Annotated in this window: 14 protein-coding genes; 6 read left to right on the top strand and 8 right to left on the bottom strand. The window is 73.1% G+C overall.

Annotated features, from left to right (window positions below):
• Positions 1–150: 150 nt before the first annotated feature.
• Positions 151–972, bottom strand: coding sequence for a purine-nucleoside phosphorylase (locus ACH4K4_RS11355; RefSeq protein ID WP_360136723.1), 822 nt, complete (start codon positions 970–972; stop codon positions 151–153).
• Between the two features lie 169 nt (positions 973–1,141).
• Positions 1,142–1,579, bottom strand: a complete 438-nt coding sequence (locus ACH4K4_RS11360) for a gamma-glutamylcyclotransferase (protein ID WP_360136724.1) — start codon at positions 1,577–1,579, stop codon at positions 1,142–1,144.
• A gap of 96 nt (positions 1,580–1,675) precedes the next feature.
• On the opposite strand from ACH4K4_RS11360, the gene ACH4K4_RS11365 reads away from it, so the two are divergent.
• Both ACH4K4_RS11365 and ACH4K4_RS11370 read left to right on the top strand, forming a co-directional pair.
• Positions 1,676–3,121, top strand: a complete 1,446-nt coding sequence (locus ACH4K4_RS11365) for an NAD(P)H-quinone dehydrogenase (RefSeq protein ID WP_360136725.1) — start codon at positions 1,676–1,678, stop codon at positions 3,119–3,121.
• A 223-nt stretch (positions 3,122–3,344) separates the two neighbouring features.
• Positions 3,345–4,325 carry a DeoR/GlpR family DNA-binding transcription regulator gene (locus ACH4K4_RS11370; protein ID WP_360136726.1) on the top strand — a complete coding sequence of 327 codons (981 nt, stop codon included), beginning with the start codon at positions 3,345–3,347 and terminating at the stop codon, positions 4,323–4,325.
• Between the two features lie 53 nt (positions 4,326–4,378).
• Here the strand turns inward: ACH4K4_RS11370 and ACH4K4_RS11375 are convergent, their stop codons facing one another.
• Positions 4,379–4,936, bottom strand: a complete 558-nt coding sequence (locus ACH4K4_RS11375) for a TetR/AcrR family transcriptional regulator (RefSeq protein WP_398166532.1) — start codon at positions 4,934–4,936, stop codon at positions 4,379–4,381.
• A 334-nt stretch (positions 4,937–5,270) separates the two neighbouring features.
• On the opposite strand from ACH4K4_RS11375, the gene ACH4K4_RS11380 reads away from it, so the two are divergent.
• A complete protein-coding gene (locus ACH4K4_RS11380; RefSeq protein ID WP_398166534.1) occupies positions 5,271–6,452 on the top strand; it encodes an alpha/beta hydrolase in 1,182 nt (393 codons plus the stop codon).
• Between the two features lie 48 nt (positions 6,453–6,500).
• Here the strand turns inward: ACH4K4_RS11380 and ACH4K4_RS11385 are convergent, their stop codons facing one another.
• Positions 6,501–8,270 carry an acetyl/propionyl/methylcrotonyl-CoA carboxylase subunit alpha gene (locus ACH4K4_RS11385; protein WP_398166535.1) on the bottom strand — a complete coding sequence of 590 codons (1,770 nt, stop codon included), beginning with the start codon at positions 8,268–8,270 and terminating at the stop codon, positions 6,501–6,503.
• 402 nt (positions 8,271–8,672) lie between these two features.
• Here ACH4K4_RS11385 and ACH4K4_RS11390 point away from each other — a divergent pair, with 402 nt between their 5' ends.
• Positions 8,673–9,137, top strand: a complete 465-nt coding sequence (locus ACH4K4_RS11390; protein ID WP_398166537.1) for a hypothetical protein — start codon at positions 8,673–8,675, stop codon at positions 9,135–9,137.
• A 49-nt stretch (positions 9,138–9,186) separates the two neighbouring features.
• Here ACH4K4_RS11390 and ACH4K4_RS11395 read toward each other — a convergent pair whose 3' ends face one another.
• Positions 9,187–9,918 (bottom strand): IclR family transcriptional regulator, encoded by a 732-nt coding sequence (locus ACH4K4_RS11395; RefSeq protein ID WP_398166539.1) that lies wholly within the window; start codon positions 9,916–9,918, stop codon positions 9,187–9,189.
• Positions 9,919–10,153: 235 nt separating this feature from the next.
• Here ACH4K4_RS11395 and ACH4K4_RS11400 point away from each other — a divergent pair, with 235 nt between their 5' ends.
• Both ACH4K4_RS11400 and ACH4K4_RS11405 read left to right on the top strand, forming a co-directional pair.
• Positions 10,154–10,996 carry a helix-turn-helix domain-containing protein gene (locus ACH4K4_RS11400; protein WP_398166540.1) on the top strand — a complete coding sequence of 281 codons (843 nt, stop codon included), beginning with the start codon at positions 10,154–10,156 and terminating at the stop codon, positions 10,994–10,996.
• A gap of 224 nt (positions 10,997–11,220) precedes the next feature.
• The gene (locus ACH4K4_RS11405; RefSeq protein ID WP_398166542.1) at positions 11,221–11,430 is read left to right on the top strand and encodes a DUF2180 family protein; all 210 of its coding nucleotides are present in this window, start codon (positions 11,221–11,223) and stop codon (positions 11,428–11,430) included.
• Between the two features lie 5 nt (positions 11,431–11,435).
• On the opposite strand, the gene ACH4K4_RS11410 is transcribed toward ACH4K4_RS11405, so the two are convergent.
• Genes ACH4K4_RS11410 through ACH4K4_RS11420 form a run of 3 tightly spaced genes read right to left on the bottom strand, consistent with a single transcriptional unit; the run spans position 11,436 to position 12,861 of the window.
• The gene (locus ACH4K4_RS11410) at positions 11,436–11,720 is read right to left on the bottom strand and encodes an antibiotic biosynthesis monooxygenase (protein ID WP_398166544.1); all 285 of its coding nucleotides are present in this window, start codon (positions 11,718–11,720) and stop codon (positions 11,436–11,438) included.
• Positions 11,717–12,250 (bottom strand): TetR/AcrR family transcriptional regulator, encoded by a 534-nt coding sequence (locus ACH4K4_RS11415; RefSeq protein WP_398166546.1) that lies wholly within the window; start codon positions 12,248–12,250, stop codon positions 11,717–11,719. The genes ACH4K4_RS11410 and ACH4K4_RS11415 overlap by 4 nt, the downstream gene beginning before the upstream one ends.
• Positions 12,241–12,861, bottom strand: coding sequence for a Maf family protein (locus tag ACH4K4_RS11420; protein WP_398166548.1), 621 nt, complete (start codon positions 12,859–12,861; stop codon positions 12,241–12,243). The genes ACH4K4_RS11415 and ACH4K4_RS11420 overlap by 10 nt, the downstream gene beginning before the upstream one ends.
• Positions 12,862–12,883 lie beyond the last annotated feature (22 nt).

Raw genomic sequence — 12,883 nt, forward strand, 5'->3', positions numbered from 1 at the left:
GTTCGACCGGCGTACGCGCGGGCGCCGGCCACGCACGCCGCGCCGGGCCGCCGGGGGACTGCCCCGGCCGGCCCGGCCCGTTCCGCAGGGGACGCACCGGCGCGCCCCGTACGGCTCCCTACAGCTACAGCTACGGTGCTACGGCCGCGCTCAGAGCTTGCCGAGCACCTGGGCGAGCAGGCTGCCCATGCGGGTCGCGGAGTCGCGCCCGGCCTGGAGCACCTCTTCGTGGTTGAGCGGCTCGCCGGTCATGCCCGCGGCCAGGTTGGTCACCAGCGAGAGCCCGAGCACCTCGGCGCCGGCCTCGCGGGCGGCGATCGCCTCCAGCACGGTGGACATGCCGACCAGGTCCGCGCCCATGGTGCGCAGCATCTTGATCTCGGCGGGGGTCTCGTAGTGCGGGCCGGGGAGCTGGGCGTACACGCCCTCCTCCAGCGTCGCGTCGACCTCCTTGCACAGCGCGCGCAGCCGCTGCGAGTACAGGTCGGTCAGGTCGACGAAGCGGGCGCCGACGATCGGGGAGGTGGCGGTCAGGTTCAGGTGGTCGCTGATGAGGACCGGCTGGCCGGGGCTCATGCCGTCGCGCAGACCGCCGCACCCGTTGGTGAGCACCACGGTCTTGCAGCCGGCGGCGACGGCGGTCCGCACGCCGTGCGCCACGGGGGCGACACCGCGGCCCTCGTAGTAGTGCGTACGGCCCAGGAAGACCAGGGCCCGCTTCTCGCCGATCTTGTACGAGCGGATCTTGCCGCCGTGGCCCTCGACGGCGGGGGCCGGGAAGCCGGGCAGCTCGGTGACCGGGAATTCGTGCTCGGGCGCGCCCAGGGCCTCGGCGGCCGGAGCCCAGCCGGAGCCCATCACCAGGGCGACGTCGTGGGTCTCGGCGCCGGTCAGCTCGCGCAGGCGGGCGGCGGCGTCAGCGGCGGCACCCTGCGGGTCGCGCGCGATGTCCGGGGTAACAGATGCGTTCACGCGGACGAGGGTAGCCGGTAATTGCCTACGCGCGTAGATGTCGCAGCCGACGGGGCCGCCGGGATCTTTTCGTACGAATGACCGAGGCGGGGGCCCGCCGCCGGGACGCGGGCCCGTGGCGGCCCTTCGGCCCACGGGGCCGACGGGCGCGGAACCGGGCGCCGGCCGGTCAGCAAGGCCGCTTGCGGAGCTCCATCACATAGTCGTGCGGCGCGCCCGCCGACTCGGCCGCGTCGGCGATCTCGCCCAGGTAGCGGGCGGCGGGCAGGCCGCCCTCGTAGCCGTTGAGGACGTACAGCCAGGCCGCCTCGTCGCCTTCGAGGGTGTGGACGCGTACCCGCATCCGGCGGTAGATGTCCATGCCGACGCCCTCCCAGCGGTCCATGGACTCCTCGTCCATGGGCGCGATGTCGTAGAGGGCGACGAAGACCTGGGAGCGGGGGGCCTCGACGATCGTCGGCAGCGCTCCCTCCCAGCCCATCTGTTCTCCGCCGAAGGTGAGCCGCCAGCCGTTGAGCCAGCCGGTGCCGCGCAGCGGCGAGTGCGGAGCGCGGCGGGTCATCAGCCGCGCGTCGAGGTTGCCGGCGTACGCGGCGTAGAGCGACATGGTTCCGAGGGTACGGGAGGTCAGGGTGTGTGCTCGTGGTACGCGAGGTTCGAACGGCGGCCCCCGGGGGGTAACCCGGCGCGGGCGTGCGGGACAATGGAGTACGTGACTCGGATCGTGATCATCGGTGGCGGACCCGGCGGATACGAGGCGGCCCTGGTGGGCGCCTCTCTCGGCGCGGAGGTGACCGTCGTCGACTGCGACGGACTGGGCGGGGCGTCGGTGCTGACCGACTGCGTCCCGTCCAAGACCCTCATCGCGACGGCCGAGGTGATGACCACCTTCGACTCCTCGTACGACGAACTCGGCATCATCGTCGAGGACGACACCCCGCCGGTCGACCGGCCCGCGCGGGTCGTCGGGGTGGACCTCGGCAAGGTCAACCGCCGGGTCAAGCGCCTCGCGCTCGCCCAGTCGCATGACATCACCGCCTCCGTCACCCGTGCGGGTGGCCGGGTGCTGCGCGGCCGCGGCCGCCTGGAGCCGGGGCAGTCGCCGGACGGTTCTCGCACGGTGACGGTCACCGCGGCGGACGGCACCGAGGAGACGCTGACCGCGGACGCGGTGCTCGTCGCGACCGGCGCGCACCCGCGCGAGATCCCGGACGCGCAGCCGGACGGCGAGCGCATCCTGAACTGGACGCAGGTCTACGACCTCGACGAGCTGCCGGAAGAGCTGATCGTGGTCGGCTCCGGCGTCACCGGCGCCGAGTTCGCGGGCGCCTACCAGGCGCTCGGCTCCCGCGTCACCCTCGTCTCCTCCCGTGACCGCGTGCTCCCGGGCGAGGACCCGGACGCCGCCGCCGTCCTGGAGGACGTCTTCCGCCGCCGCGGCATGAACGTGATGGCGCGCTCGCGGGCCGCCTCCGCCAAGCGAGTGGGGGACCGCGTCGAGGTCACCCTGTCGGACGGCCGTACGATCACCGGTTCGCACTGCCTGATGGCGGTGGGCTCCATTCCGAACACCGCGGGCATCGGGCTCGAAGAGGCCGGCGTACGGCTGAAGGAGTCCGGCCACATCTGGACGGACAAGGTCTCGCGCACCTCGGCCCCCGGCGTGTACGCGGCCGGCGACTGCACCGGCGTCTTCGCGCTGGCCTCGGTCGCCGCGATGCAGGGCCGCATCGCGATGTACCACTTCCTGGGCGACGCGGTGACGCCGCTCAACCTCAAGACCGTCTCCGCGAACGTCTTCACGGACCCGGAGATCGCGACCGTCGGCTACAGCCAGGCGGACGTGGACGCGGGCCGCATAGACGCCCGGGTCGTCAAGCTGCCGCTGCTGCGCAACCCGCGCGCGAAGATGCAGGGCATCCGCGACGGCTTCGTGAAGCTGTTCTGCCGGCCCGGCACGGGCATCGTGGTCGGCGGTGTGGTGGTCTCGCCGCGCGCCAGCGAGCTGATCCACCCGATCTCGATCGCGGTGGACAACAACCTGACGGTGGAGCAGATCGCCAGCGCGTTCACGGTCTACCCGTCGCTGTCGGGCTCGATCGCCGAGGTGGCGCGGCAGCTGCACACGCGGAAGGGCGCCGGCGAGTAGGCCGGACGGCTGAATCGCCGGGGAGCGGGCGGTCCGCTTCGCGTACCGCTTGTCCGATCGTCCGACGGTGCGGGGCGCCCGGGGCCGCCGTTTCCTGGCGGTCCTGTGCCGCTGAGTGACCGGCCACCGGCATATACCACGTGCGAGGGTCGGGAACGAACAACTTCCGTTATTTGGTGCAACCTGCTGAAAGCAGACGGTCGTTGGCGTTACTGTCAGTTTCGTGTTCGCTGCAGAACGTCGCCAACTGATCCTCGAAATGGTGCGCGCTAACGGAGCGGTGTCGCTCCGTGAGCTCGCCCGCGTCGTCCAGACCTCCGAAGTAACCGTACGGCGGGACGTGCGGGCGCTGGAGGCAGAAGGACTGCTCGACCGCCGGCACGGCGGTGCGGTTCTGCCGGGCGGGTTCGCCCGGGAGTCCGGCTTCCCACAGAAATCCCATCTAGCGACCGCGGAGAAGACGGCCATCGCCGATCTCGCCGCCGGCTTCGTCGAAGAAGGCGAGGCCATCGTGGTCGGCGCCGGTACCACCACGCAGGAGCTGGCCCGCCGGCTCGCTCGGGTGCCCGGTCTGACCGTGGTCACCAACTCCCTCCTGGTCGCCCAGGCGTTGGCCCACGCCAACCGTGTCGAGGTCGTGATGACCGGCGGCACCCTGCGCGGCTCGAACTACGCGCTGGTCGGCAGCGGTGCCGAGCAGTCCCTCCAGGGGCTGCGGGTCTCCCGCGCCTTCCTGTCGGGCAGCGGCCTGACCGCCGAGCGCGGCCTGTCCACGTCCAACATGCTCTCCGCGAGCGTGGACCGGGCGCTGGTGCAGGCGGCGGCGGAGGTCGTGGTGCTGGCCGACCACACCAAGCTCGGTACGGACACCATGTTCCAGACCGTGCCCACCGACGTCATCACCCGCCTGGTGACCGACGAGCCGCCGGGCCACGACGACCGGGCCGCCACCGAGCTGCAGGCCCTGGCCGACCAGGGCGTGCAGATCGCGGTGGCGGGCGGGTCGGGCGCCGGATCGGGACCGCCCGGGGCGGAGGTGATGGCGGCCGACCGCCGGGGCCCACGCAGGGACGTGCCGCTGCCGGGACAGCGGCGCAACCTGGCACCGGGCGGCGGCGGTTCGGGACCGCAGCTGCGGACGGCGACGCCGCTGGCGGAGCCGCCGGGCGGCCGGGTCGCCGACCTGGCGCCGCGCCGCCGCTGAGCGGAGGCCGGCGCTCCTGCCAGGGCGCGCCGGCACCGCGAGTCCGGACGGGCTCAGGCCCGCTGCTCGGCCCGCAGTCCCGTCAGCGTCAGCGTGAGCAGCCGGTCGGCCAGGTGCGGATCGTCCGGTGACTCCTCCACGGCCAGGGCGATGCCGTTGGTCAGCTGCATCAGATCGTTGATGTTCACATCGGGGCGTACGGCGCCGGCTTCCTGCGCGCGGGCGAGCAGTTCGCCGCCCGCCTCGCGCATCGGGACGCTGCACCGCGACAGCCCCGAACTGGCGTCGCCGGGCGCGGCCATCAGCGCCCGCGACAGCCCGCGGTAGGTGCTCGCGTGCGCGATGATCGCCCGCAGCCACTCCACCAGCGCCGCGCACGGCTGCGGAGCGTCCCCCAGCTCCCTGGCGTGCGCCAGCAGCGCGTCCACCTCCCCCTGGAACACGGCGCCCATCAGAGCCGTCCGGTTCGGGAAGTGCCGGTAGAGCGTGCCGATCCCCACGCCCGCGCGCCGCGCGATGTCCTCCAGCGAGGTGTCGGTGCCGTGGTCCGTGAAGGCCGTGCGGGCCACCGCGAGCAGCCGCTCGTAGTTGCGGCGCGCGTCGGCACGCATGGGTCGTACGGATTCCTGCCCTGCCGTCTCGGTCACCATCGCCGTCCTCGCCGTCCTCCCTGAGCGCGGCCCCTGGACCGGACCGGTGTCCCCAGGATGCCACTGCCCCCACCGCACAAGCCTTCGGACGGCTGCCGCGCCCTGCCCCGGTGCGCGGCGCCGGGCGCCGGGTGGACGCGAGGCGGCCCGCAGGTGTCGGGGAGGGAAGGGAGCGTGGGCGCCTTGGGGAACAAGTGCGCAAGGTGGCAACGGGACGCGGCCGGGGGGCATCAAACCTGGCGCAATGAGGTCTTTAGGGGCCGTCGGAACGTGTGCCGGAACACCTGGGGAAGCAATGGAACTGACCAGCAGACCGCTGCTGTACACGACGATCGCGGTCGCCGTGGTGTGTGTGGGGCTCACGCTCTGGCAGTGGCCGCGCTTCGCCAAGCGCGGACCGCTGGCCTGGCTGGGCCGTATCGGGTCCATCGTCGCCACGCAGCTGTCGATCGTCGCCGCGCTGGGCCTCGTCGTGAACGCCAACTTCCAGTTCTACGGTTCCTGGCACGAACTGCTCGGCCTGTACGACGACGCCCCCGGCGCGGTCGCCAAGTGGGGCGACGGGGGAGCGGGCCCGGCCGGCGACCCGTCGAAGGGTCTCGTGCAGCCCGCCGGCCCCGAAGGGCTGGACAAGGTGCACGGCATTCCGCAGGGCCCGCCGGAGAAGGCGGGCCGGGTGGAGTCCGTACGGATCGTCGGCAAGCGCACCAAGGCCGTGGACCCGGCGTACGTCTACCTGCCGCCGCAGTACTTCCAGAAGCAGTACCAGCGCCAGCGCTTCCCCGTCGTCGTCGCGATCAGCGGCTACCCCGGCGGCCACTTCCTGCTGGGGCAGCACCTGCGGCTGCCGCAGACGGCCGGCGAGCTGATCGCGCAGCAGAAGATGCAGCCCACCGTCATCGTCATGCTGCGGCCGACCATCGCGCCGCCGCGCGACACCCAGTGCGTGGACGTGCCGGGCGGCCCCCAGGCCGAGACGTTCTTCGCGGCCGACCTGCCCGACGCGCTGAAGTCGCACTACCGGGTCGGGCACGACCCGGGCGGCTGGGGTGTGCTCGGCTACTCGTCGGGCGGCAGCTGCGCCCTCCAGCTGACCATGCGCCACCCTCGTACGTACACGTCGGCGGCGGCCCTCTCGCCGGACTACAAGGTCACCAGCGACCCCACCACCGGCAACCTCTTCGGCGACGACAAGGACCGCGGCAAGCGCAAGCAGGAGCACGACCTGATGTGGCGCCTGGCGCACCTGCCGGCCCCGCAGGTGTCGGTGTTGATCGGCACCAGCCGGGAGGGCGAGAAGAACTACCCGGCGGCGAAGGAGTTCCTGAGTGCCGTCAAGCCGCCGATGAAGGCCGAGTCGATCATCCTGGACCAGGGCAGCCACAACTTCGCGACCTGGCGGCGCGAACTGCCCGCCGCACTCCAGTGGATGAGCAGGCAGCTGACGTTCCCGCAGGACGTGGTGGGCAACTCCTGATACGAGCGGCGGGGCCGGGCACACCGCCCGGCCCCGCCCTTGCCCGTCTCAGTCCTTGATTTCGCAGATGGCGGCGCCGGAGGAGAGGGAGGCGCCGAGTTCGGCGGTCAGGTTTTTGATGGTGCCGGAGCGGTGGGCGTTGAGCGGTTGTTCCATTTTCATGGCTTCCAGGACGACGACGAGGTCGCCTTCGGCGACCTGCTGGCCTTCCTCGACGGCGATCTTGACGATGGTGCCCTGCATGGGGGAGGCGAGGGTGTCGCCGGAGGCGGCGGAGCCGGACTTCTTGGCGGCCTTGCGCTTGGGCTTGGCGCCGCCGGCGACCGCGGCGCGGGCCAGCGGCATGCCGAGCGAGGCGGGCAGGGAGACTTCCAGGCGTTTGCCGCCGACCTCGACGACGACCGTCTCGCGGGTGTCGGCTTGGGCTTCGTCGGTGCCGGGTGCGGTGAACGGCTGGATGTCGTTGGCGAACTCCGTCTCGATCCAGCGGGTGTGCACGGTGAACGGGTCGGTGGAGCCGGTCAGTTCGGGGGCGAAGGCGGGGTCTTGGACGACGGTGCGGTGGAAGGGCAGGGCGGTGGCCATGCCGTCGACGGTGAATTCGCCCAGGGCGCGGGCGGCGCGCTGGAGGGCCTGTTGGCGGGTGGCGCCGGTGACGATGAGCTTGGCCAGCAGCGAGTCCCAGGCGGGGCCGATGACGCTGCCGGCTTCCACGCCGGCGTCCAGGCGCACGCCGGGGCCGGTGGGGGCGTCGAAGGTGGTGACGGTGCCGGGGGCGGGCAGGAAGTTGCGGCCGGGGTCTTCGCCGTTGATGCGGAATTCGAAGGAGTGGCCGCGGACCGGCGGGTCGTCGTAGCCGAGTGCTTCGCCGTCGGCGATGCGGAACATCTCGCGGACCAGGTCCAGGCCGGTGACCTCTTCGGTGACCGGGTGTTCGACCTGCAGGCGGGTGTTGACTTCCAGGAAGGAGATGGTGCCGTCCTGGCCGACCAGGAATTCGCAGGTGCCGGCGCCCTGGTAGCCGGCCTCCTTGAGGATGGCCTTGGAGGCGCGGTAGAGCTCGGCGTTCTGCTCTTCGGTCAGGAACGGGGCGGGGGCCTCCTCCACCAGCTTTTGGTGGCGGCGCTGGAGCGAGCAGTCGCGGGTGGAGACGACGACGACGTTGCCGTGCTGGTCGGCCAGGCACTGGGTTTCCACGTGCCGGGGGCGATCCAGGTAGCGCTCGACGAAGCATTCGCCGCGGCCGAAGGCGGCGACGGCCTCGCGGACGGCGGAGTCGTAGAGCTCGGGGACCTCCTCGAGGGTGCGGGCGACCTTCAGGCCGCGGCCGCCGCCGCCGAAGGCGGCCTTGATGGCGATGGGCAGGCCGTGCTCCCGGGCGAAGGCGACGACCTCCTCGGCGCCGGAGACCGGGTCGGGGGTGCCGGCGACCAGGGGGGCGCCGGCGCGTTGGGCGATGTGGCGGGCGGCGACCTTGTCCCCGAGGTCGCGGATGGCCTGGGGCGGGGGGCCGATCCAGGTCAGCCCGGCGTCGATGACGGCCTGGGCGAACTCGGCGTTTTCGGAGAGGAAGCCGTAGCCGGGGTGGACGGCGTCGGCGCCCGCGTCGGCGGCGGCGGCCAGGACCTTGGCGATGTCCAGGTAGCTGGTGGCCGGGGTGTCACCGCCCAGCGCGTAGGCCTCGTCCGCCGCGCGCACGTGCAGGGCGTCCCGGTCGGGATCGGCGTAGACGGCTACGCTCCCGATTCCGGCATCCCGGCAAGCACGGGCCACGCGGACAGCGATTTCGCCTCGGTTGGCGATGAGCACCTTGCGCACGATCGGTTCCTCCTTGGCGCTTCGCCGCATCAAAATTTTGGACGTCGCGAGTTTAGGGACTGGCGACACCGCGTGCCGACCCGTTCCCGGTAGTGAGCTTGCCCACACGGAGCGTGTGCCCGGTGCGGTCGCGGGACCGAAGTCCCCCGGTATCCCAGGGTAGGCCCGTATTCCCGGGCCTGGGCAGTGATCAAGATGTGGGCAAGGTCTCGCCCGGCGGACGATCATCGTTCCCCGGTTTCTTTGTGGAGTCCCTACGAATGGGCGAAGGAATCTTTGCCCGTGCGTGCGGCTCCCGCTCCGGTTGTTACCCGGCGCTGGGCCCTTGAAGAGCGGGGGGTACTCCGGGGTAACGTGCGCGATGTCTTCTGTACTCGCGGTAACAGCGGCACGGGGAAGTGGGTGGGCGAGGTGGCTGCGCGCAGACCGGTGGCGTGGACGGCGGCGGTGGTGCTGGTCGCGGAGGCGCTCGGCGTCCTCTTCCTCAACTGGGTGCTGAGCATCGTCGTGGACAAGCAGCAGATGTCCATGGCGGGGATCGACCCCGGCGCGATGTCCGCCGGCGCCTGGATCCTCGGCGCGGTCTTCGCCCTCTACCTGCTGTGCTGCGCCGTGCTCCTGGCCCGCACCGGCCTGCGCGACCGCGCGCCGGGCACGTTCGGGCGCGTCCTGCTCGTCACCTGCGCGGTGGTGCACGCCGTCCTCGGCGCCTTCGCCGTCGGGCTGGTCGGCTGGGGGGCGTTCGCCGCGGCGATGGCCGTCCTCGCGCTGCTGGTGCTGACGCTGCTGGCGTACGGGACGGCGTACGGCGGGAACGGTGCCGGTGCCGGGACGCCGGCTACAGCTCCGGCTCGCCCCACGACCTGACGGCCACCGCCGGGTTGGCGTATCCCAACCCGGTCACGACCGCCCGCCCTCAGGCCAGCGCCGCCACCTCGCGCCGCAGCGCCTCGGTGAGCGGGGCGCGCAGCCGCGCGAAGTCCTCCAGGGGCAGCGCGGCCGACACGGCGGTCAGGGCGGTGGCCGGGGTACCGGGCCCGCCGGGCCGTACCGGCACCGGAATGGCGACGCAGGCCATCCCGGACGCCGCCTCCTCCTTCTCCACGGCGATCCCGTCCCGGCGGACCCGGCGCAGTTCGCGCTCCAGCCGTTCGGGCGTGGTGATGGTGCGCGCGGTCCGCGCCCGCAGGTCGCCGGCGGCCAGGTACCGGCGCCGGGCGGCGGCCGGGAGGGCGGCCAGCAGGGCGCGGCCGTGCGCCGTGGCGTGCGCGGCGGTGTCCTGGCCGACGGAGAAGGCGGAGCCGGGGCCGGCGGCGCCGTCCACCACGGCGATCTCGCCGTCCCGGTACGTGCTGAAGAAGACGTCGGCGCCGGACGACCGGCGCAGCCGCACCAGCGCCTCGTGCACCCGCTCGTCGATCCGCAACTGCCGCTGGAAGGCGTGGTGCAGGGCCGGGACGCGGTAGCCGAGGGTGTAGCCGGCCGCCGTACGGGCCAGGTGGCCGCGTTCGGTCAGGGTGCCGAGCAGGTCGTAGACCGTGGACAGCCCGCAGTCCAGCTGCCGGGCCAGCGCCTTGGCCGTCACCGGGCCCGCCGCCCCGGCGACCGCGTCGAGCAGGTCCAGGGCACGGTCGACGGACTGCGGCATGGCGGTCTCCCTCCGGGGCGGGTGCGGGGCGTGGGTACGCGGGCGGGCGGCGTGCGCGTACGGCCTTCCAGCCTCGCACAGCCGGAGCGGGGCCTTCCGCGGAAGTACGCTGTTGCGGGGCCCGGCGGAATGCCGGCCCGGCGCCGGCGGCGGAAGAAAAGCAAAAGCGGAAATGCAAGGAAGTACGGGTTCCGTGGCGAACACGCCGCGGCCCGCGGTATCGAAGGTGAGAGCGATGGACCGGCGGGCCGAACTACGGGAATTCCTCCGTTCGCGGCGGGCACGCGTACGCCCCGAGGACGCGGGCATCGCGTCCGGCACCGGATTCAGCGGCCGCCGCCGCGTCCCGGGCCTGCGCCGCGAGGAGCTCGCCCAGCTCTCCGGAGTCAGCGTCGACTACTACGTACGCCTCGAACAGGGCCGCGGGGGCAACGCCTCCGCCGAGGTGCTGGACGCCATCGCGCACGTCCTGCGGCTGGACGCGCACGAGCGAGCGCACTTGTACGCGCTCGTGCGCGGCGACGAGCACCGGCACGAGGAAGCGGGCGGGCGGGACCAGGAGGTGCGGCCCGGCGTGCGCCGCCTCCTGGAGACCTTCGAGTGCGCGCCCGCCTACGTGGTCGGCCGCCGCCAGGAGGTGCTGGCCTGGAACGAGCCGGCCCGCGTCCTGATCGCCGACTTCCCCGCCCTCGCGCCCGAGGAGCGCAACCTAGCCCGGCTCACCTTCCTGGACCGGTCGGCCCGCCGGCGGTACGTCCACTGGCAGCAGAAGGCCGACGACACGGTGGCGTTCCTGCGGCTGGACACCGGGCGGCACCCGGACGACCCGAAGCTGGCCGCGCTGATCGCCGAACTCACCGAGCACAGCGAGGACTTCCGGCGCCTGTGGTCGGACCACAACGTCCGCGACAAGACGTACGGGAGGAAGCCGCTCCACCACCCGCTGGCCGGCGCCCTCGACCTGTCCTTCGAGACGCTGCGGCTGCCCGACGAACCGGACCAGGCGGTGGTGGTCTACCTGGCCGAGCCCGGCTCGGAAACGGACCGGAAACTGCGCCGGCTGGCCGCCGGGGACTGAGGGCCCGCGCCCGTTCCCCGTCCGGGAATCCCCGGGTGGTAACGCCATTCCCAGGAATGCGGTTCCCGGGAGAAAGCGGGCCTGGCCGGCTCCGGAATTCCGCGGCACGGTGAAGGCCGCGCCCGTACGTGGAAATCCCGGGAATGTACGGAGGGCGAACACGGTTGACCTGAGACGACCATCCATTGCCCCCTACGGGAACAAGTTCACCAGGAGTAGTTGAAATGCAGTGCTTCGACTGTGCGGAACTCGGCAGCGAGACCGCCGCACTGGCCGTCTGCGCGGACTGCGGAGCGGCGGCGTGCGGCGCGCACGCCGCCGCCGTACCGCGCACGGTCCACCGCACGGCGGGCCTGGGCCGCAGCACGGCCCACTCGGCGGGCCGCCGCCTGCTGTGCACGCACTGCCGCCACGCCGCGACGGCGGCCGCCTGACCTTCTCAGGGCGCCACCAGGCGCACGACCTCGCGCGGGCGCGCTTCCCGCTCGTCGTAGCCGGTGTCCAGCCCGGCCGCCTGCACGGCGGCGAGCGACGCGGCCTGCGCGTCCTCGGACTCCCACTGCACGACCGACACCACCGCGTCGCCGTCCGGCGCCAGCCAGCAGTCCGCCGACAGGCACCCCGGCGAGCGCCGGAACTCCTCGGCGACGCGGTGGACGCGCGCGACGAACTCCTCGCGGTGCGCGGCGTGCGGGTAGTGGTGTGCCACCATGCCGACCTTCATGACGTACTCCTTCGCGTGGTCCGGTGGTGTGCCATGCGGTTCGCGGGGCCGTCGGGCGCGGCGGTGAGCCCGAGGGCGCCGGCGGCGGCCGCGGCCACCAGCGACTCGTCGTGCGGTGCCTGGCCGGCCAGCGCGATCGACGTGCCCTCGATCGCGCCGACGAAGGCGAGCGCGACGGCGCCGACGGGCGGCCCCTCGGGGTTCGAGCCCGCCGCGCGCCCGGCTGCGACGAGGCCGGCGCAGCGCTCGACGAGCATCCGGTAGCCCTTCTCGACCTCGCGGCCCACCGGGTGGTCCTGCCCGGCGAACTCCAGCCGCAGGGCCATCGCCACCCGGGCGAAGTCGCGCCGGCAGTAGACGGCGTGGCCGCGCGCCAGGGTGAGCAGCGCCGCGAGCGGGTCCGGCTCCTGTTCGACGAGCCGCCCGACCTCCTGCCGCCAGGTGTCCAGGATCCACGCGCTGACGGCCAGGGCCAGGTCCTGCTTGCCCGTGAACTGGTGGTAGAGCGCCCCGCGGGCCCTCACGTCCACAGATCGGTGATCGCCACGTCCAGGTCGGCCAGCAGACGGCGCAGCAGCGGCAGGGACAGGCCGATGACGTTGCCGGGGTCGCCGTCGATGCCGTCGATGAACGGCGCGGAACGGCCGTCGAGAGTGAAGGCGCCCGCGACGTACAGCGGCTCGCCCGAGGCGACGTACGCGGCGATCTCCGCGTCGCTGGGCTCGCCGAAGCGCACGGTGGTGGAGGCGGTGGCCGACACCCGGCGGCCCCCGTGCGCCGTGTCGATCACGCAGTGGCCGGTCCGCAGGACGCCGGAGCGGCCGCGCATCGACTTCCAGCGGGCGGCGGCGTCCTCCGCGTCGGCGGGCTTGCCCAGGGCCCGGCCGTCCAGCTCCAGCACCGAGTCGCAGCCGATGACGAGGGCGCCGGCGGCCTCGGGGCGCGCGGCCACCACGTCCGCCTTCGCCTCGGCGAGCACCCGGGCCAGCTCGCCGGGGGAATCCGCGGTGATCGCGTCCTCGTCCACGCCGCTGACGACGACCTCGGGCGCGAGCCCGGCCTGGCGCAGCAGGCCGAGCCGGGCGGGGGACTGGGAGGCGAGGACGAGACGGCGGGCGGCGGTGCCGGGCTGAACGGTCATGCCCGTCATCGTACGGAGCGGG

The organism is Streptomyces sp. NPDC017529 (assembly GCF_044329785.1).
GTDB lineage: Bacteria > Actinomycetota > Actinomycetes > Streptomycetales > Streptomycetaceae > Streptomyces.

Excerpts from the sequence above, each read along its gene's own strand:
- ACH4K4_RS11380 (WP_398166534.1), top strand. The coding sequence starts at position 5,271 with ATGGAACTGACCAGCAGACCGCTGCTGTACACGACGATCGCGGTCGCC.
- ACH4K4_RS11405 (WP_398166542.1), top strand. The coding sequence starts at position 11,221 with ATGCAGTGCTTCGACTGTGCGGAACTCGGCAGCGAGACCGCCGCACTG.
- ACH4K4_RS11395 (WP_398166539.1), bottom strand. The coding sequence starts at position 9,918 with ATGCCGCAGTCCGTCGACCGTGCCCTGGACCTGCTCGACGCGGTCGCC.
- ACH4K4_RS11375 (WP_398166532.1), bottom strand. The coding sequence starts at position 4,936 with ATGCGTGCCGACGCGCGCCGCAACTACGAGCGGCTGCTCGCGGTGGCC.
- ACH4K4_RS11365 (WP_360136725.1), top strand. The coding sequence starts at position 1,676 with ATGGAGTACGTGACTCGGATCGTGATCATCGGTGGCGGACCCGGCGGA.
- ACH4K4_RS11400 (WP_398166540.1), top strand. The coding sequence starts at position 10,154 with ATGGACCGGCGGGCCGAACTACGGGAATTCCTCCGTTCGCGGCGGGCA.
- ACH4K4_RS11420 (WP_398166548.1), bottom strand. The coding sequence starts at position 12,861 with ATGACCGTTCAGCCCGGCACCGCCGCCCGCCGTCTCGTCCTCGCCTCC.
- ACH4K4_RS11410 (WP_398166544.1), bottom strand. The coding sequence starts at position 11,720 with ATGAAGGTCGGCATGGTGGCACACCACTACCCGCACGCCGCGCACCGC.
- ACH4K4_RS11360 (WP_360136724.1), bottom strand. The coding sequence starts at position 1,579 with ATGTCGCTCTACGCCGCGTACGCCGGCAACCTCGACGCGCGGCTGATG.